The sequence below is a fragment of the Microlunatus soli genome, assembly GCF_900105385.1.
In the GTDB taxonomy this organism is placed as follows: domain Bacteria; phylum Actinomycetota; class Actinomycetes; order Propionibacteriales; family Propionibacteriaceae; genus Microlunatus; species Microlunatus soli.
This window is the reverse complement of sequence record NZ_LT629772.1, coordinates 1,548,182-1,566,848: the sequence shown is the minus strand read 5'-3', so window position 1 is coordinate 1,566,848 and position 18,667 is coordinate 1,548,182. Positions and strand designations below refer to the sequence as shown.

Annotated in this window: 15 protein-coding genes; 12 read left to right on the top strand and 3 right to left on the bottom strand. The window is 67.5% G+C overall.

Going from position 1 to position 18,667, the window contains the following annotated elements; genetic code table 11:
• Positions 1-2: 2 nt before the first annotated feature.
• On the top strand, positions 3-2,174 hold the full coding sequence (locus tag BLU38_RS07355) for an alpha-galactosidase (RefSeq protein WP_157683273.1): 2,172 nt from the start codon (positions 3-5) through the stop codon (positions 2,172-2,174).
• A 15-nt stretch (positions 2,175-2,189) separates the two neighbouring features.
• Here BLU38_RS07355 and BLU38_RS07350 read toward each other — a convergent pair whose 3' ends face one another.
• The gene (locus BLU38_RS07350; RefSeq protein ID WP_172836091.1) at positions 2,190-4,523 is read right to left on the bottom strand and encodes a sialidase family protein; all 2,334 of its coding nucleotides are present in this window, start codon (positions 4,521-4,523) and stop codon (positions 2,190-2,192) included.
• Positions 4,524-4,734: 211 nt separating this feature from the next.
• On the opposite strand from BLU38_RS07350, the gene BLU38_RS07345 reads away from it, so the two are divergent.
• The 3 genes from BLU38_RS07345 to BLU38_RS07335 are packed head-to-tail and all read left to right on the top strand — an operon-like array spanning position 4,735 to position 7,645.
• On the top strand, positions 4,735-5,829 hold the full coding sequence (locus BLU38_RS07345; RefSeq protein WP_091522235.1) for a Gfo/Idh/MocA family protein: 1,095 nt from the start codon (positions 4,735-4,737) through the stop codon (positions 5,827-5,829).
• On the top strand, positions 5,822-6,754 hold the full coding sequence (locus BLU38_RS07340) for a Gfo/Idh/MocA family oxidoreductase (RefSeq protein ID WP_157683272.1): 933 nt from the start codon (positions 5,822-5,824) through the stop codon (positions 6,752-6,754). The genes BLU38_RS07345 and BLU38_RS07340 overlap by 8 nt, the downstream gene beginning before the upstream one ends.
• Positions 6,755-6,799: 45 nt before the next feature.
• Positions 6,800-7,645, top strand: coding sequence for a fumarylacetoacetate hydrolase family protein (locus tag BLU38_RS07335; RefSeq protein ID WP_091522228.1), 846 nt, complete (start codon positions 6,800-6,802; stop codon positions 7,643-7,645).
• Between the two features lie 42 nt (positions 7,646-7,687).
• Here BLU38_RS07335 and BLU38_RS07330 read toward each other — a convergent pair whose 3' ends face one another.
• The gene (locus tag BLU38_RS07330) at positions 7,688-8,479 is read right to left on the bottom strand and encodes an alpha/beta hydrolase family protein (protein WP_157683271.1); all 792 of its coding nucleotides are present in this window, start codon (positions 8,477-8,479) and stop codon (positions 7,688-7,690) included.
• 263 nt (positions 8,480-8,742) lie between these two features.
• On the opposite strand from BLU38_RS07330, the gene BLU38_RS07325 reads away from it, so the two are divergent.
• The 8 genes from BLU38_RS07325 (at position 8,743) to BLU38_RS07290 (ending at position 18,077) form a co-directional block, all read left to right on the top strand.
• The gene (locus BLU38_RS07325) at positions 8,743-10,374 is read left to right on the top strand and encodes an ABC transporter substrate-binding protein (protein ID WP_157683270.1); all 1,632 of its coding nucleotides are present in this window, start codon (positions 8,743-8,745) and stop codon (positions 10,372-10,374) included.
• An 89-nt stretch (positions 10,375-10,463) separates the two neighbouring features.
• On the top strand, positions 10,464-11,423 hold the full coding sequence (locus BLU38_RS07320; RefSeq protein WP_269458164.1) for an ABC transporter permease: 960 nt from the start codon (positions 10,464-10,466) through the stop codon (positions 11,421-11,423).
• Entirely contained in the window at positions 11,420-12,355 is a 936-nt protein-coding gene (locus tag BLU38_RS07315; RefSeq protein WP_091522216.1) for an ABC transporter permease, read from the top strand. The genes BLU38_RS07320 and BLU38_RS07315 overlap by 4 nt, the downstream gene beginning before the upstream one ends.
• Before the next feature lie 23 nt (positions 12,356-12,378).
• The gene (locus BLU38_RS07310) at positions 12,379-13,449 is read left to right on the top strand and encodes an ABC transporter ATP-binding protein (RefSeq protein WP_197680032.1); all 1,071 of its coding nucleotides are present in this window, start codon (positions 12,379-12,381) and stop codon (positions 13,447-13,449) included.
• Positions 13,442-14,554 carry an ABC transporter ATP-binding protein gene (locus BLU38_RS07305; RefSeq protein ID WP_091532086.1) on the top strand — a complete coding sequence of 371 codons (1,113 nt, stop codon included), beginning with the start codon at positions 13,442-13,444 and terminating at the stop codon, positions 14,552-14,554. The genes BLU38_RS07310 and BLU38_RS07305 overlap by 8 nt, the downstream gene beginning before the upstream one ends.
• Positions 14,555-14,611: 57 nt before the next feature.
• Positions 14,612-15,472 (top strand): IclR family transcriptional regulator, encoded by an 861-nt coding sequence (locus BLU38_RS07300; protein ID WP_172836090.1) that lies wholly within the window; start codon positions 14,612-14,614, stop codon positions 15,470-15,472.
• Between the two features lie 126 nt (positions 15,473-15,598).
• A complete protein-coding gene (locus BLU38_RS07295; protein ID WP_091522205.1) occupies positions 15,599-17,218 on the top strand; it encodes an N-acyl-D-amino-acid deacylase family protein in 1,620 nt (539 codons plus the stop codon).
• 25 nt (positions 17,219-17,243) lie between these two features.
• On the top strand, positions 17,244-18,077 hold the full coding sequence (locus tag BLU38_RS07290; RefSeq protein ID WP_091522202.1) for an amidohydrolase family protein: 834 nt from the start codon (positions 17,244-17,246) through the stop codon (positions 18,075-18,077).
• A gap of 32 nt (positions 18,078-18,109) precedes the next feature.
• Here BLU38_RS07290 and BLU38_RS07285 read toward each other — a convergent pair whose 3' ends face one another.
• The gene (locus BLU38_RS07285) at positions 18,110-18,658 is read right to left on the bottom strand and encodes a response regulator transcription factor (RefSeq protein ID WP_091522197.1); all 549 of its coding nucleotides are present in this window, start codon (positions 18,656-18,658) and stop codon (positions 18,110-18,112) included.
• Between the last annotated feature and the right edge of the window lie 9 nt (positions 18,659-18,667).

The following is an 18,667-nucleotide window of genomic DNA, read 5'->3' as shown; positions in this document are numbered from 1 at the left end:
CGGTGCAGTCCCGCGTTCCGGGGCCGCCGACGATGATCGAACACGGCGCCGACGACGGGATCTACCTACTGACCGGCGACGACTTCGGCTACGCACTGGCCGTCGAACCCGATCCGGGACCCGGTGCCGGGCCCGTTCGGCATTTGCATTGGGGCGCCGCGATCACGCTCGACGACGCCCGGAACCTGGACGCCCGGCCGGCCACCCGCGCCGCGCCGAGCGGCAGTTGGTCGCAACCGCGGGCCGACCAGGAGGAGTACGTCGTCGACGGCGGTTACCGGCACGACGAGCCGGCGCTGTCGGTCGAGTTCGCCGATGGTGTCCGGTCACTCGACCTGCGATCCGCCGGAGTCGAGGTCGACGTCGACGAGCTCGTCATTCGGCTGGTCGACCGGGTCTACCCGTTCGAGGTGATGCTGCACTACCGCGTCGAGCCGGGGCTGGGCGCGTTGGTCCGTTCGACGGAGTTGATCAATCGCGGCGCTGAGCCGGTGCTGATCCACCGGGCGGCAACGGCCGGCTGGGCGCTGCCGCCGCGGACCGACTATCGACTCACCTCACTGTCCGGTGGCTATGCAGCCGAGACCCAGCTGACGCGCCGGCCGGTCCGGATCGGCCGAATCGTCCTGGAGTCCCGGACCGGAATCACCGGGCATGAGAATCAGCCCTGGCTGGCCTTCGATGTCGACGCCGGTGATGATCATGGTGAGGTGTGGAGTGTCGCGCTGGCCTGGAGCGGCGTCTGGCGTGCGACGGCGCAGTCGTTGCTCGACGGAGGCACCCACCTGACCATCGGCACCGGCGGGGAACTGCCGTCGGTGTTGGCGGCAGGGGAGCGCCTCGACCTGCCGCCGAGCGTCGGGATCTACGGCGGCAACGGATTCGACGGGCTGGCCCGGCGCTGGCATCGCTACGAGATCGAGCGGGTGTTGCCCCAGCCGGCAGCGCTGCGGCCGGTGCTCTACAACTCCTGGGAGGCGACGGGTTTCGACGTCACGGCCGCCGGCCAGCTGGCCTTGGCGCGGACGGCCCGCGATCTCGGAATTGAGCTGTTCGTCATCGACGACGGTTGGTTCCGGCCGCGGGACGACGACACCGCTGGCCTCGGCGACTGGTACGAGGTGCCGCGACGGTTCCCCGACGGACTGCGCGCGGTCGCCGACGAGGTCCATCGGATGGGACTGGCGTTCGGGCTGTGGGTGGAGCCGGAGATGGTCAGCGCCGACAGTGATCTCTATCGTCGCCGCCCGGACTGGATCCATCGCTGGCCGACCCGGGAACCGACCTTGCAGCGACACCAGTACGTCTTGGACTTCGGTCGCGCCGAGGTCGTCGACTGGGCGTTGCGGCAGCTCGACCGGCTGGTCTCCGATCTCGATCTGGACTACCTGAAATGGGACGTGAACCGGTCGCTGGCCGAACCGTACCCCGGGCCACGGCGGCGTAATCCCTGGCTTGATCATGTTCGCGGTTTCTACCGGGTTCTCGACGGCCTGCGGGAGCGGCACCCGGAGCTGCTGATCGAGACCTGTGCGGCGGGTGGCGGTCGTGTCGATCAAGGAATCCTGTCGCGCAGCGACTGGGCCTGGCCCAGCGACAACACCGATGCTCGGGATCGGCTGTCCATCCAGCACGGCTTCACCCAAGTGCACCCGACGAGGGCGATGGCGTGCTGGGTGACCGACACTCCGGGTGTGCTGTCGGGCCGTACGATGCCGTTGCGATTCCGCTTCCATGTGGCGATGACCGGTGTGCTCGGGATCGGCGCCGACATCGCCGGTTGGACGGCCGAGGAGTCGGTGCAGGGCCGAGAGCTGATCGCGACCTACCGGCGCCTTCGGCCGACGATCCAGCAGGGCGAACGCTTCCGGCTCGGCGCACCGGACCCGGAACGGCCGTTCGGGGTGCTGTTCCGATCGGCCGACGGCGAACGGATCGTGATCTTCGCCTTTGCCTTGAGCATCCGGCACGGCGCCCGTGGCCAAGATCTGCCGCTGGCCGGGCTCGACCCGACCGCACTCTACCGCGACGACAGCAGCGGACAGACCTACAGCGGAAGTCTCCTGCTACACAGGGGATTGCGCGTCGAGCTGCGCGGCGACTACGCCTCCACCCTGATCACCCTCAGCCGAGTTGTCGGGACGTCGGCGGGCCCCAGCCGAACGACGTCCTGACAACCTCGGGAAAGGTCAGCTGATCTCGACGTCGTCGATCCACATCTCGGTGTGGTAGAGCTCCATGCCGTCGGAGTGGAAGCGCAGTCCGGAGAGCAGGGTGGCCGGCTCTGCGGCCATCGACGTCGTGAACACGCGTCCGTCGATGGTCACCTCCGCCTTCGTCGCGGTGGCGTCGACATGCACCTGGTGCCACTTGCCGACCGGATTGGCGACGTTGGTGATCTCCAGTCCGGGCAGGGTGCCGAAGGTCTGCCAGCGGCCGGCGGAGTAGGTCTGCAGCTGCGGCTTGCTGGTCTGCGGATCGATGATCCGGAAGTGCCAACGGTCGACCGGGTCGGCTCCGGTCTGGGACCTGCCCTGGATCGCGAAGTAGAGCGGGTCGCCGCCGAACTCGTAGGCCAGTCGGAAGTCGGTGACCTGGTGGTCGGTGTCGGACGTGATCTTGGAGATGCTCGCAGCCTGGTCGGTGTAGCGATCCTCGATCCGCAGTGCCCGTTGGCTGTGATAGCCGCCCGGCGCAATGCTTTGCACGTTGACGTTCTTGGACTTCGACCAGCCCCGCGGGATCGCCAGCTCGGCGTCGTTCTCAAAGGTGTCGATGTCGGCTGCGTAGAGCTCCATCTCGGTGATCGGCGTTGTCACGCTCTCGGCGCCGGTGACCCGGACGTATCTGGCCCTGGTGTCGGCGAAGGACGAGTAGCTCATCGCGTGATCAGTGCGCTGCCTGGCCTTGATCACCGGAGCGCCCCAGGCCTTGCCGTCGGTGGACAGCTGCACGGTCGCGTCGAGCGGTTGGCCGTCGCCGAGCATCAGTCCGATCTTGTTCAGGCTGTAGGTGCGGTCGAGCTGGAGCGTCATCGACGGCTTGCCACCCTTCGCGTCGTGCAACACCGTCGCCGCCCTGGGTGTCGAACTGCCGTCGAAGGCACCCTCCGGGCGCTGCTCGGGAAACGTGGCAGGGGTGTCGGCGAAGGACCCGGACAGGGTGGCGGTGTGGTCCAGCAGCTTGCTCAGCACGTCGATCTTTCCGACGCCGGGGGTGACGGCGCTGACGTAGCGAGCGCCGATCGAATATTGCTCGTTGTAGGAATGGCACCAGTTGTTGGTGATGCAGGTGTCGTAGAAGAACAGGGTGCGGTTGGCGCCTGCGCCGATCATGCTGGTGTTGCCGCCGGAGCCGAAGTAGCGTTCCTGGCCGGCGTTGCCCTGCTCGGTGTTGGTGGTCTTCGGTGCATTGTCGAAGACGGTGTCGGCCAGTTCCCAGTGCTCGCCGCTGCCGTCGGCGGAAACGTACACGCGATTGGCCGGACGGCCGGTCGACATCAGCAGCATTCCGTTGGGTTGCAACACCATGGTCGGCTGGATGCCGTCGACCGGCTCGCCGTCGGGACCGAGCAACTCGGTCGGGTCGGACCAGGTCTTGCCCAGGTCGTCGGAGAAGGTCTGCAGCAGCGGGTGCACCAGGGCCGAGCCGGCGCCCGTTCCCTGCCGGATCACGGCGACCATCCGGTCGGAGTCCCGGGTGAAGCTGATCGTGGCCTCATTGACCGGATAGTCGGCAGATGCCGAGGTAGCGATCGTCGAGCGGACCGTCCAGGATCCGCCGTCGTCGGTCGACTGCAGCAGGATGCTCCGCCAACCGACGTCACCGGCATATTGGGTGTAGGCGGGTTGCAGCAGTGTCCCGTCCGGCAACTCCATCAGTCCGCGGGTGATCCGCAGCCCGCGTTCCAGGGCGAACTTCTTGCCCTCCGGTGGGGTGACCGGAGCCTTCGTCCCGGTCCAGGTCTCACCGAGGTCGTCGGAGCTGTGCACGTCGAGCACGATCGCGGTGTGGCCGCTGTCGGCCCATTCCGGGATGAAGTCGACCTCCTTGATGCTGCCGTCGGACAGCCGGAGGTAGCTCAGCGATGCCCAATCGGTGGGTTGGGTGGTCAGGAAGGTGCGACCGCCGTCGCGGGAGGTCGAGGTCAGCGTCACCGAATCCTCGGTGGCGACGTCGGGGTTGGCACTGAAGGAGACGTTGATCTGCTTGACGGTGCGTCCGTCGACCACCGTGTCGAAGCCGGCCGCGGTCGGCGCGGTCGCCTTCTGACCGGGTGCGGCGCCGAAGATCGTCCAGTTCGCGCCCAGATCGAGGCCGGCCTCGTCGGCCGGTCCGCCGTCGCCGACCGGGGCGAAGTCGGTGAGCTCGGTGTTGCGAGGATCGGCGTCGCCCGGCTGACTCACGGAGATCACCATCGTGAGTCCGAAGGCGGCGATCAACGCGCCCGTTGCGCCGCGACGCACTCGTCCGGAGCGCCGAGATCGGACGGCGACGGTCGGACGGTTGGATGGTTCTGGCATGCGGCTCTCCCTTGAGCGATCGGGCGGAAGTCTGCTCGGATACAAAACGAAACGTCGTTCCATGTCAAGAGGTGAGTGGTGTCGTATGTCTCGCGGCGACTGCGTCATGATTGACGACGGGTCGGTCGGAGACTAGATTGCATCAACGTGGAATGGTGTTCCGTGACGATGATCACGATGGTGCCCGCTCGAGTCTCGGTGGTGTCGACCGGTGAGTGAATCGGGTGTCCACGGCGAAGCGTCGGCCGCGGCCGAGACCGCGGCGATCGGTGTCGTGATCGTCGGTGTCGGCTTCATCGCCGGAGCCCACATCGCGGCGATCGCGAGCACTCCCGGCGTGACACTGGTCGGTGTCGTCGATGCCGATCCGGCGCGGGCCACGGCCTTCTCCTACTCTCACGGCAGCATCCGCTGGACCGCGGAGCTGGCCGAGGCGTTGACCTGGTCGGACTGCGACGCGGTGATCATCTGCACGCCCAACTTCACCCATGCCGCCCTGGTGCAGGAGGTGATCGCCGCCGGCAAGCACGTGCTGGTGGAGAAGCCGCTGGCGACGTCGGTGCGCGATGCCGCGGAGATGGTCGCGGCCGCCGAACGCCGCCGGGTCGTCCTGATGGCCGCGCACACCCACCGCTTCTACGACTACGGCCGAACCGTCCGCGGACTGATCGCCGACGGAGAGCTGGGGCGTCCGGTGTTCGGACGGCTGGCCATCCTCGGTGACTGGATCTGGCCGGACTGGGGCGCGTGGATGATCGACGCCGCCAAGTCCGGTGGCCATGCCCTGCACAACGGCGTCCATCTGCTCGATCTGATGGCCTGGTGGTTCGCCGCCGAGCCGATCGCGGTTCGTGCCCGCGGTCGCAAGGTGGCGTCGGCGGAGTTGGAGATCTACGACTATCTGGAGATGACGATGATCTTCGAATCCGGCGCGACGGCGGTCTGCGAGATGAGCCGTGGCCACCGGGTCGGTGGGCTCGGCCAGCGCGAGTTGCTGGTGGTCGGCACCGAAGGTGTGCTCGAGCAGAACTGGGACGAGGACGGTGGCCTGGTGATCAGTCCGGATCGTGCCGCGGTGCTTCCGGCTCAGGCAAACGACGGCTTCGCGACCCAGCTCGCCGCCTGGGCCGACGCGATCGGCGGAGGAACGCCGGCGATGACGGCGGAGGAGGGCCTGCGCGCCGTCAGGCTTGGGGTGGCGGTCGAGGAATCCATCCGCTCCGGCCACCAGATCCGGCTCACCGACGCCGCAGCCGTCCCGGCCGGCGACCGTGGCAGCGTCCCGGCTAGGAGCGACCGTGCTTGATCGACAACGGCGACCGCACCGGGTGCTGGTGCTCGACGGCAGCCCCGAGGGCACGGCCGTCGACCGACCAGCCGCGGCCCTGCTCGCGGGACTCGACGCACATCCGGCCTTCGAGCTGGTGACCCCGGGCGCCAGCACCTCCTGGGACCCCGATCAGGCGCAGCGGCAGCGAGTCGATCTGGTCGTGATCGCCGGGCCACCGGCGGTCAGGCGTGATCTGATCAACGCAGTCCTGGGCGAAACCGCCCTTCGCGACAAGATCACGGTGCTGGCCGCGCCGGTGGGCGCCCGCACCGCCGATCACCCGACAGCCGATCGACTGATCCCGCTCTACCCGCAGCGCTATGCGCCGGCGCTGCGTCCGGCCGCAGCTGCCGTCGCCGGCGGCCGGATCGGACTGCCGTGGAGCATCCAGGTCGACCACCTGGTGTCGTCCGACGGGCCTGCCGACAGCGATGACCTGATCGATCAGGCTGCCGGGGTTGTCGACGCCGTCCTGCATGTCCTGCGGCTGCCGGTCCGGACGGTGTACGTCCCGGCCGGCCGTGCCGGGATCGAGCAGACGCTCACTGTCCAGTGCGATCATGATCACGGCGTCCTCAGCACGATCATGGTCGGCCGGGTGCCAGGACTCCCGGGGGACAGCGGCTTCGGCGATCCGGTCATCCGCAATCGGTATCGGATCGCCGGTTCCCACGGCGAAGTGCTCGTCGACGGACTCCGCCCGCAGGTCCGGCTCACCCGGGCAACCGGTCGCAGTGCGCGCTGGGACGGGCCGACGGCCCTTTCCGGCCTCCTGGACGCGGTCGCTGCCGGCGCTGGGATCCCGGCCCGGTCCGACATCATCGCCGTGCAACAGGTGCTCGACGCCGCGCGGCAATCGATCCGGATCGGCGGGCCGGTCGACGTGAGTACCGAATCATGATCAACAAAATCATCGTCAACAGACTGATGGAAGGGCCGATCCGGCGTGCGCCTGCTCAACTACCGACACGATGATCAACTCCGGCACGGCCGGCTGGACGGCGACGAGGTCGTCGAGCTGGGTTCCGGTGACCTCACCCTGCGTATCGCGGAGTATTCCGACTCGATTCCCCGCGGTGGCCGGCGCGTCCCGATCGTCGACGTCGAGATCCTGGCGCCGCTGTTGACACCACCGAAGGTGCTCGCCGCAGCGGCCAACTATCAAGATCACGTACGGGAGGGCGGCGGCGAACCGCTGGACAAGTCCCGACTGGTGCCCCGGCTGTTCCTCAAGCCGACGACGTCGATCACCGGACCGGGGGCCGATGTTGCGATCCCGGACCTGACCCAGCAATTGGACTGGGAGGCCGAGCTCGCCGTGGTGATCGGTCGGGGTGGCAAGGACATCGCCGGCGACGATGCCCTGACCCACGTCTTCGGCTATACCTGCGCCAACGACATCTCGGCACGCAGCATGGACTACGGCTTCGAACGCGACGCCTCCGACGCCGTCGACTATTTCGACTGGTTGGCAGGCAAGTGGGGCGACGCGTTCGCACCGATCGGACCGTGGATCAGCACCGCCGACGAGGTCGGCGATCCCCAACGGCTGCAGATCACCTTCGACCTGAACGGCGATCGGTATCAGGACGGCAGCTCGGCCGACATGATCTTCACCGTCGCCGAGCTGGTCGCGCACGCGTCCCGGCTGTGCACCCTGCTCCCCGGTGACATCCTGTTGACCGGGACGCCGTCCGGCGTCGGTCTGGCCAGCGGGCGGCTGCTGCGGCCGGGCGATCGGATGACGGTGGCGATCTCCGGCATCGGTGAGCTGACCAACCAGGTCGTGTGAGGAGCTGTCGGTGAGCAGTCGCGCGCTCCACCGTGGCCCTGGCTAGGTTTCCCCGGCCACGGTCAGCGGACCGCCGGGCTGGTCGAACACCCGATGCAGCCAGTGGGCCGACAGTCGGGCGCCATCGGCAGGCGTGGTGTGGCCGCCGGGCTCGGACAGCACGTGCATCGCCAGCTGGCTTGGCCTGTCGGCTGCCTCGGCGGCCGCAGCCAGTGCGCTGCCGAGGCTGATCGTGGCGTCGGTGCCGACGCGATGATCGCGATCGCCGATCACCAGGAAGACCGGACGTCCGACCAGATCCTCCACGCGGCGCAACACATTCCATTGCTCGATCAGCTCGGCGTCCACGGCATCGAACTCACGCAGTCGACCAAGATCGACAACCGGCGCGTAGGCGGCAACCGCGCGGAGCCGGTGGTCTCGGGCCACGGCCTGAAGCGCGAGGTAACCGCCTCGCGACGTCCCGGTGATCGCCATCCGTCGCGGATCGGAGCTGCCGTCGTCGATCAGCCGGTCGACGATTTCGGTCAGTTGATCGAGGAACGGTCCGACGAAGTCTTCGCCGGTGGCCACCCGACGCGCCCAGCCGGCCAGTTCTTCGGGCTCGCCCTCGCGGCGTGAGTTGCCGTGGCAGGGTAATTCGACACCGACATAGCGGTAGCCGGCCGGGAGTAGGAATCGCCCAGCCTGCAGGAAGTCCTGGCCGAGCGCCTGGTCGGCGGTGCTGGCGAGATTGATCACCGTCGGCCGTGGCCCGCCGCCCGGCGCGCCGGTGACGCGATAGTCCAGACCGGCGCTGGTCGCGTAGCGGTTCGAAGCCGTGCTGGGCGTCATGGGTTGCTGTACCTCCGAGACCAGTGCAAACCGTGTGCGGCATATCGGTGGATCGAGGCTTAGCATAAGCGGCCGGCTGCGTGATCGCAGAACGTCGTTCCATGTTCGTTACCGGAACGACTCACGGGGATGTCTGTTGACTCTTGACAGTGGCGGCGCTCGGCACGATGCTGTCTGAAACACTGTTTCATGTTGCCCGTCGGGATCGCCGCGCCAGCGGAGATTGGGGCCATGCTCAGACCGTCATCGTCCAGCGAGGTGCCATGCGTTATTCACGAAAGCTCCTGTCCCTGCTGCTCGCTGCCGTCGTCGCGGTGGCGGTGGTCGCGTGTTCGGATCCGACCAATCCGAGCAGCGGTGGGGGCGGCGCCAGCTCCCAACAGGGCAATGGCCCGAGTGGCACGATCAATCTGTTCATGTATCAGAAGCCGAACGGCGTTTTCGGCCCGCTGGCCTCCGCCTCGGGCCCGGACCAGCAGGTCATCTCGCTGGCCTACGACACGTTGATGGCGGCCACACCGAAGGGTGAGCTGGTGCCGGCGGCCGCCGCCTCCGAGCCGAAGGTGTCCGACGGTGGCAAGACGATCACCTTCACGCTGCGCGACGGGCTGACCTGGAGCGACGGCAAACCGTTGACCAGCGACGATCTGCTGTTCACCTACACCAGGGCGGCCGACACCAACGCCGCCAGCAGCCAGGCCGCGTACCTGGGTGGTGTGGCCGGGGTCGCCGACTACATCGCCGGCAAGGCCAAGGAGATCTCCGGGCTGAGCGCGCCGGACGAGCACACCTTCGTGATCAAGCAGACCGAAGCCAATCCCGCTCTGGTCGGTCAGGTCGGCATGATCGGGATCTTGCCCAAGCACGTGCTGGAGAAGGAGCCGATCAAGGACTTCGCCAACAACGACTGGTTCCACAAGCCGACGGTCACCTCGGGCCCGTTCACCTTCGACGAGTACAAGACCGATCAGTACGTGCACCTGACCGCCAATCCGAAGTTCCGCGAACCGGTGGGAGTGAAGGACGTCTACGTCAAGCCGCTGACTGCCGATGTGGCGACCCAGCAGTTGTCCACGGGTGAGATGGATGTCGCCTGGATCTCTCCCAATGACATCGACACCGTCAAGGGCTTCCAGGGGGCCTCGGTGCAAGAGGTGAAGTCCACCGGCATGGTGGTCGCCGGCTGGAACCAGAGCCAGAAGCGGTTCGCCGACCCGAAGGTGAAGCAGGCCTTCCTGTATGCGGTGGACCGCAAGGGCATCGTGAAGAGTGCGCTGGCCGGGCATGGTCAGGTGCGCAACAGCGTCTGGCCGGAGAAGTGGTCCGGCACTGACATCAACAGCTACGACTACGACCCGGCCAAGGCCAAGCAGTTGCTCAAGGAAGCCAAGTTCGATTTCAGCAAGCCGGTCACCCTGGCCTGGATCGCCGGCGGCAACCCGGACCGTGATGCCGCCGCGACGGTGATGGAGCAGCAGCTCAATGCTGTGGGTGTGAAGCTGAAGCTGAAGCGGGTGCAAGGGTCCTACTTCACCGACGTGTTCACCACCCACAAGTACGACATGCTGCTCTACGGCGGCGGCGACTACGGCACGGTCCCGGCCAACGCCGGTCCGGTCACCGCGTGTGACCAGAAAGTCCCGAAGGGCCCGAACACCGGTCTGTACTGCAACCCCGAGCTGGACACGGCGATCAAGGCGGCGATGCTGAAGACCGATCCGACCGAACAGCAGGCGGCCTTCGAGAAAGCGGCCAAGATCGAGAACGCCGATCCGGCTCTGATGTGGCTGTACAGCCTGAACTGGGTCTTCGGGGTCAGCAAGCGGGTGCAGAACTTCCAGCCGTTGAACAACGCCAACTACTACGAGCCGTGGAAGTGGACGGTCACATCTTGATCATCCTCGAGGAGGGCGCCGGGCGACGTCCGAGCCATGACACCCGTCGGCTGCCGCAGACCATCAGCATGAACGGTGAGGAGTGACTGTTGGGCGCGTTTCTCGTCAGACGGATGATCTCGACCGTGGTGGTGTTCTTCTTCATCACGGTCGCGATCTTCGGTCTGGTCCATGCCGCACCGGGCGACCCGGTCGCTCAGTTGATCCCGCCATCGATGTACAACTCCGGCAGCCAGGCGTTCATCGAGCAGAAGCGGCATGAGCTCGGGCTGGATCGTCCGCTGCCCGTGCAGTATGTGCACTGGCTGGGTAACGCTCTGCACGGCGACCTGGGCTACTCGATCGGTGCGAGTCGACCGGTCGGAGAGATGATCACCGAGCGGATCGTGCCGACCGTCGAGCTGATGGGACTGGCCATTCTCCTCGGGCTGGTGATCGCGCTGCCGCTCGGCACCGTGGCAGCGCTGCGCAGGAACCGCGCCACCGACTACATCGCCACCTTCGTCAGCCTGATTGCGGTCTCCACGCCGTCCTTCTTCCTCGGCATCCTGGCGATCTACGTCTTCGCCCTGAAGCTGCGGGTGCTGCCATCGGCGGGAATGTCGACTCCGGGTAACGGCGGCCTGGGCGACCTGCTGCTGCATCTGGTGATACCGGTGTTCATCCTCGGGCTGAGCATGGCGGGACAGTTCACCCGCTACATCAGATCCAGCATGCTCAGCGAGTTGGGTTCGGAGTACGTCCGGACCGGACTGGCCAAGGGGATGCCGATGATCAGCGTGCTGTTCAAGCACGTCCTGCGCAACGCGTTGATCCCGATCATCACCGTGGTCGCGCTGTCGATACCGGGACTGCTCGGCGGCGCCGTCGTGGTCGAGCAGGTGTTCGCCTGGCCCGGGATGGGGCAGCTCGCGATCACGGCCGTGACCTCCCAGGACTACTCGGTGATCATCGCCTTCGCCCTGATGGTGTCGATCCTGGTGCTGCTGTCCAACCTGGTCGCCGACCTGCTGTACGCCGCGGTCGACCCGAGGGTGGTGCTGAAATGAGTCTGAAGTCCTCGATCGTCCGGACGGCGACGCAGGCCACTCCACAGGCCCTCGCAGATCGGGCCGAAGGTTTGGCGAGCACCCGGCGATCACCGGCCCAGTTGGCGTTCCGTCGATTCACCCGGAACCGGATGGCTGTCGCCGGGACGGCGTTGCTGGTCCTGCTGCTGGCGATCTCGTTCCTGCTGCCACTCTTCGTCGATCTCCAGCCCTACCAGGTCAATCTCACCAGCAGCCGGGTGCCACCGGGGCCGGGCCACCTGCTGGGCACCGACCTCAGTGGCCGGGACGTGTTCGCCAGGATGGTCTACGGCGGCCGGGTCTCGATGGGGATCGGGCTGGCCGCGGGGCTGATCGCGGTCGTCCTGGGTGCCCTGATCGGAGCCGTCTCCGGCGCCTTCGGCGGCTGGGTCGACATGATCATCATGCGGGTCGCCGACGCGTTCCTGTCCTTCCCGCAGACCGTGGTGGTGATCGTGATCGCCGGCATCTTCGGACCGAGCCTGCCGCTGTTGATCTTGGTGCTGGGGCTGTTCCAGTGGCCGGGCGCCGCGCGGATCGTCCGCAGCGTCGTGCTGACGATGACCCAACGCGAGTTCGTCCAGGCCTCGCGCGGGGCGGGCGCCGGGCAGGCCTGGCTGATCCGCAAACATCTGCTGCCGGCGGCCCTCAGTCAGATCGTCGTCGTGTTCACCCTCAGCGTGGCGATCTGCATCCTGCAGGAGGCCGGATTGTCCTTCCTGGGACTCGGTGTGCAGGCGCCGTTGCCGAGCTGGGGCAACATGCTGCACGACGCGCAGAGCATCACCGTGATCAGCAGCATGCCCTGGCTGTGGGTTCCACCGGGGGTCGCCGTCGCCGTCACCGTTTTCTGCGTGAACTTCCTCGGCGACGGGCTGCGAGACGCTGCCGATCCGAAGGCCAGGGGGTGACGGACATGGCTTCCAGTCAACCGATGACGGCCACGGCCGACTCCGCAGGTCCGGTGCTCCTGCAGGTCGAGGACCTGCAGGTCGAATTCGCCACCGACGAAGGGATCGTCCGGGCCGTCGACGGCGTCAGCTTCGAGGTACGCGAGGGGGAGATCCTCGGCGTCGTCGGCGAGTCCGGCTCGGGCAAGAGCGTCACCATGATGTCGCTGATGGGCCTGATCGGTGCTCAATCGGGGACGGTCACCGGCAGCGTTCGATTCCAGGACCGCGTGCTGCACCCGGAGTCCGGGCGGGAGATGCGCAAGATCAGAGGCAACCAGATCGGGATGGTCTTCCAGGATCCGATGACGGCATTGAACCCGGTCCTGAAGGTCGGCACCCAGATCGCCGAAGCGGTCCGGATCCATCACCGGGTGAGCAAGCAGGCAGCCTGGCAGCGGGCCGTCGACCTGCTGACCCGGGTGGGCGTTCCACAGCCCGATCAGCGAGCCGATCAGTACCCGCACCAGTTCTCCGGGGGAATGCGGCAGCGGGCCATGATCGCGATGGCGATCGCCAACGATCCGTTGTTGCTGATCGCCGACGAGCCGACCACGGCCCTGGACGTCACGATCCAGGCCCAGGTGCTCGACCTGTTGCGCAAGGCCCAGCAGGAGACCGGCGCCGCGACGATCTTCATCACCCATGATCTTGGTGTGATCGCCGAACTCGCCGAACGGGTGATCGTGATGTACGCCGGTCGGATCGTCGAACGCGGCTCGGTGGCCAGCATCTTCGCGCGGCCCCGACATCCGTACACGATCGGGCTACTGAGCAGCCTGCCGTCGCTGAAGCACGATGTCGACACCCTGACGCCGATCCCGGGCAGCCCGCCCAATCTGCTGCAGCCTGCCGCCGGCTGCCCGTTCGAACCGCGGTGCGTCGTCGGCCGCGGCCGGCCGGAGTGCGCCGAGGTGCGACCCCAGCTGGTGGAGATCGCACCGGGGCACGAGTCGGCCTGTCACTTCGCCGAGGACCTGGAGATCATCGACGGCGTCCCGGTTGCGGCGGGAGCCGCGGTCTCTGATGCGGGAACGGGAGGATCCGATGACTGAGACGGTGACCGACCAGGGGACCGATGCCGCCGCAGGCGAACCGGTCCTGCAGGTGCAGGGGTTGCAGAAGCATTTCCCCGTCCGGCAAGGGATCCTGCGGCGGGCGCACTCGCACGTGAAGGCGGTGGACGGCGTCGACTTCGAGCTGTTCGCCGGTGAGACGCTGGGCCTGGTGGGGGAGTCCGGGTGCGGCAAGTCGACGACCGGACGGCTGCTGATGCGGTTGGAGGATCCGACCGGCGGCACGATCCGCTATCGCGGGCTCGATGTCGCTGCCGCGGGCAAGCAGCAGCGCAGCGAGCTCAGCCGAAGGATCCAGATCGTCTTCCAGGATCCGTACGCCTCGCTCAGCCCGCGGATGACCGTGCAGGAGATCGTCGCCGAGCCGTTGCAGATCCAGGGGCGCTATCGCGACGGTGGCCGGCAGAAGGTCGCCGCTGTGCTGGAATCGGTCGGCCTGACCGCCCAGCATGCGAACCGCTACGCCCACGAATTCTCCGGCGGCCAACGGCAGCGGATCGGGATCGCTCGAGCACTGGTGCTCGATCCTTCCGTGCTCGTCTTGGACGAACCGGTGTCGGCGCTCGACGTGTCGATCCGTGCCCAGGTGATCAACCAGCTGGAACTGCTGCAGGAACAGCTCGGATTGGCCTACCTGTTCATCTCCCATGATCTTTCGGTGGTCCGGCACACCTGCGATCGGGTCGCGGTGATGTATCTGGGCAAGATCGTGGAGTCGGGCAGCCGGACCGATATCTTCAGCCGCCCGAGCCACCCTTACACCCAGGCCCTGCTGTCGGCCATCCCGTCGCCGGACATCAGTGATCTAGGCGGCCGGGACCGGATCGTGTTACGTGGCGACGTGCCCAGCCCGAGCAACCCGCCCAGTGGCTGCCGCTTCCGTACCCGATGTTGGAAGGCTGCCGAGATCTGCGCCAGCATCGAACCGCCGCTGCAGCCTGCACCCGATCGCGCACCGGGATCCCAGCAGGTCGTCGCCTGTCATTTCCCGGATCCGATCGACGTCGTCGGCGGTGAGCCGGTCGGCGCCTACCGGGACGGTGATCCGGACGAGCGCAGCGCCGGTCGGGACGGCACAAACTAGGATGTGGCCGGCGACGGCTCAGTCAGAGCCGTTGCCGCCGATGGAGACGGAGAGGTCGTGAGCAGCATCGCAGGCACGAGGTCGCAGCGCGGCACAACCGAACAGGACCGACCGGCGTCGGCCAACTATCACGCCAACGCGTTGGCGCGCGGACTGGCGCTGCTGGAGCAGTTGGCCGATACGACCGAGCCGCTCACCCTGAGCACGTTGAGTGATCACACCGGGCTGCCGAAGAGCACACTGATCCGGCTGCTGTCGGTGCTCACCGAGTTGGAGTACGTCGTCCGGCTCGATGATCAGCCGAGCTTCCGGCTCGGACACAAGGTCCAGCAGTTGGCCCGCGGCTACGAACGCAATCTCGATGTCCGGGCGCTGGCCTCGTCCGAGATGAAGCAACTGGCCCGATCGACCGGCCACACCGCCAATCTGGGGGTGCTCGACGGCCCCCAGGTCGTGCACGTCTGCGTCGAGGAGTCGGGACGGCCGCTCCGCTTCACCTCCACCGTCGGCTCCCGTGACGAGCTCTATTGCACCGGGCTGGGTAAGGTGCTGCTGTCCGGCCTCGCCGACGAAGAACTGCCTGGCAGGCTGCCGGCCGAGCCGTTCGCCGCGTTCACCGACAAGACGATCACCGGTCTCGCCGAGCTGACCGCCGATCTGCGCAGGCTGCGCCGACGGGGCTACGGCATCGACGACAACGAGCGCAGCGTCGGGCTGCGCTGTCTGGCGGTCCCATTGGTGCTGGACGGGAGAACGGTGGCGGCGTTGAGCGTCTCCGGTCCGGCAGCCGAATTCAGTACGGCCGCCCAGCGGGACTACCGCGAACAGCTGGACGCCACCGCCGAACGGCTGCTCGCCTCGCCCGACTTCGTGACCGCCATCAGCGAGCTGACCTCGACCATCGACCGCCGTCCCTGAGTCTCGGGGCGGCCGACCCAGCGGGTGATCATCTCCGCGGGTCGTCACGGTGCGGAGCTGGTCCTTGATCGTTGCCGTACTACATGAAAAGATCTTTCATGTACGGGACGAGGAGTGATCACGGGCATGGCTGGACGGGCGACGCTGCTGCGCGGTGGACTCGTCATCGACGGCACCGGAGCCGACCCGCAACGGCGCGACCTCGTGCTGGCCGACGGAGCGGTAGCCGACGGTGTGATCGTCGACAGGGTCGCGGATGCGACGATCATCGACGTGACCGGCAGGCTGGTGCTGCCCGGATTCGTCGATATCCACACCCATTCGGATCTGACCCTGCTGTCGGCGCCCGATGCCCCGAGCCGGGTCCGCCAGGGGATCACCACCGAGGTCATCGGCAACTGCGGCCTCGGCACCTTCCCGGTGGGCCGGGCGGTCGCTTCGGCAATCGGCCCGGATCGGGCCGGCATCCGCGCCGCGGTCAGCTATCTTGATCTTGATCCGGCCATCGCCTGGGACTGGGAGGATCTCGGCGGCTATCGTGAGGAACTGATCCGTCGGCGCCCCGCGGTCAACGTGGCCGCACTGGTGGGACATCTTCCGCTGCACGCCGGCGTCTGCGGCTTCGACAACCTGCCGCCGACCGATCACCAGCTCCGCCGGATGCAGGAGCTGCTCGCCGGCGAACTGGCCGCCGGCGCGGTCGGTCTCTCCACCGGTCTGGTGTACCCGCCGTTGACGACGGTCGGTGAGCAGGAGCTGACGATGCTGGCCGAGGTCGTTCGGGACCACGACGCCCTGTTCGCCTGGCACGTCCGTGACTACGCCGACGATCTCGTGTCCTCCGTGCAGTTGGCGTTGCGGGTCGCGCGACGGACCGGATGCCGCACCCAGATCTCCCATCTGAACGCCGTCGGCCGACGCAACTGGCCGGCCATCGGGCCGGTGCTGGCCGAGATCGACGCCGCCCGGGTCGACGGTGTCGAGGTCGGCATCGACCTCTATCCCTACCTGTACGGGAATGCGCCGCTGGCACAGCTGCTGCCGGACTGGGCGCAGCAGGGACCGGTCGAGCGGTGGCGACCGCTGCTCGCCGAGCGTGACGTCCGCCGTCGGATCGCCGACCACTGGCGCGACCCGGCCGTCGGCTGGGACGAGATCACCATCAGCCGGATCGCCGCCGCGGACGACTGCACACTGATCGGGCACAGCGTCGCCGCGTCGGCCGCAGACCTGCGGACCGACCCGGTGACCCTGGCACTGGACCTGCTGACCGACCACGGCACCGGTGTACTGATGGTGGCCGGTGGCCGCAGCACCGAGGTGATGAACCGGGTACTCGGCCACCCGGGATGTGTGATCGCCTCCGACGGGCTCAGCCTCGACCCGCACGGGCCGACCGGCACCGGCAGCCCGCACCCGCGGTCGTACGGCTGCTTCGCACGCTATCTGGCCGACGTGATCAGCACCGATCCGCCGCCGTCCGACCTGAGCGATGCCGTGGCGCGCTGCACGTCACGACCGGCGGCCCGGGTCGGCCTCAACCGGGGGCGCCTGCTGACCGGTGCCGCGGCCGACGTGGTGGTGATCGACCCGGCCCGGCTTGCCGACCGGGCCAGCTTCTCCGAACCGCAGCAGTTCCCAGCCGGCATCGAGCACGTGTTGGTCGGTGGCGTACCCGTGGTCCGGGACGGGCAGCCCACCGGAGCGCGGCCCGGAGTGATGTTGTCGGCGACCACCTATCCATGATCACAACGCGTCCAGGAGTGCAGGCATGATCGACGTCCACACCCACTGTCACCTCGCCGAACACTGGGGCGAGGAATGGCGGAAGAACTGGCAGCCCGTCTACGGCCACGAATACGTTGATCAGAATCCGGCCGACTTCGACCGGGACATGAAGGCGGCCGGAGTTGATCTTGCCTTCACCTTCGGGATGCGAGCCACCCGAGCCGGTGTGATCACGCCGAACGAGCACGTGCAGTGGTTCTGCGAACAGACCGAGACACCGACGATCGGCTTCATGGCGTTGGATCCGACCGACGACGATGTTCTTGATCAACTCGCTGACGGTGTCGCCCGCGGGCTCGGTGGGATCAAGCTCTACCCCGTCCTGGCCCACTTCGACGGCCGTGACCCGCAGTACGAACCGTTCTTCCGCGCAGCCCAACAAGCCGGTCTGATGGTGCTCTGGCACATCGGGGCGACGCCCAGCCCGGAAGGCAGGCTGGACCTGAGCCAGCCGTTGATCGTCGACGACGTGGCCCGCCGGTTCCCCGAGCTGACCCAGATCATCGCGCACCTCGGGCATCCCTGGCAGCGCGAGACGCTGGTCACGTTGCGGAAGAACCGGCAGGTCTTCGCCGACGTCTCGGCCAGCTGGGAACGGCCGCTGGACGGCTATCTGGCCCTGGTCCGAGCCCAGGAGTGGGGTGCGGTGGACAAGCTGCTGTTCGGTTCGGACTATGCCCTGTGGACCCCGACCCGGGCCGTCGACGGGCTGCGCGAGCTGGCCGCGATGCGGCCGCAGGGGCTGCCCTGGATCAAGTCCGAGACCGTGGAATGGTTGCTGGACGGCGATCCGCGGGCCGCACTCGGGATCGGCTGATCACTGCGATGTCGCGTTCCGGCACCCGATGATCACAACAACTCCAACGAGCCCAGCTCGGCCGAGGAGAGCCAGGTCGTCATCACCCGACCGAGAGCGTCACGGTTTTCGACGCCGATCTTGCGGTAGCTGCTGAGCAGATGATTCTCCACGGTGCGTACGCTGAGCGAAAGGTGACCCGCGATCGACTGGTTGGTCCGTCCGGACGACGCCAACCGCGCGATCTCGAGTTCGCGCGGGGTGAGGTCGATGTCGTGCGCCAGCGCCGCGGACACGACCGGAAGATCAACACCGAGGGCCTTCGACTTCTGCCACAGCACGTCGGTGGCCCGGGCCGCGGCGAGCACGTCGCCCCGAGCACGCCGAAGGCGTAGAGCGGCGACGTGGGCCCGCAGGCCGACAATGGCGAAACCCACGTCGAGCAGGTCGTCGCCGGTGCTGGTGAGCGTCGCGATGTCCCGCTCGGAGATGGCAACCGCATAGTCCGCGACCAGCTGCAGGGCCCTGCTGTCGCTGGCCTCCGCGGCCTGTCGGACCCGACGCGCGGCGCCCGGATCCGGTCGACGTTCGGCGGCCCACATGCTGTGCAG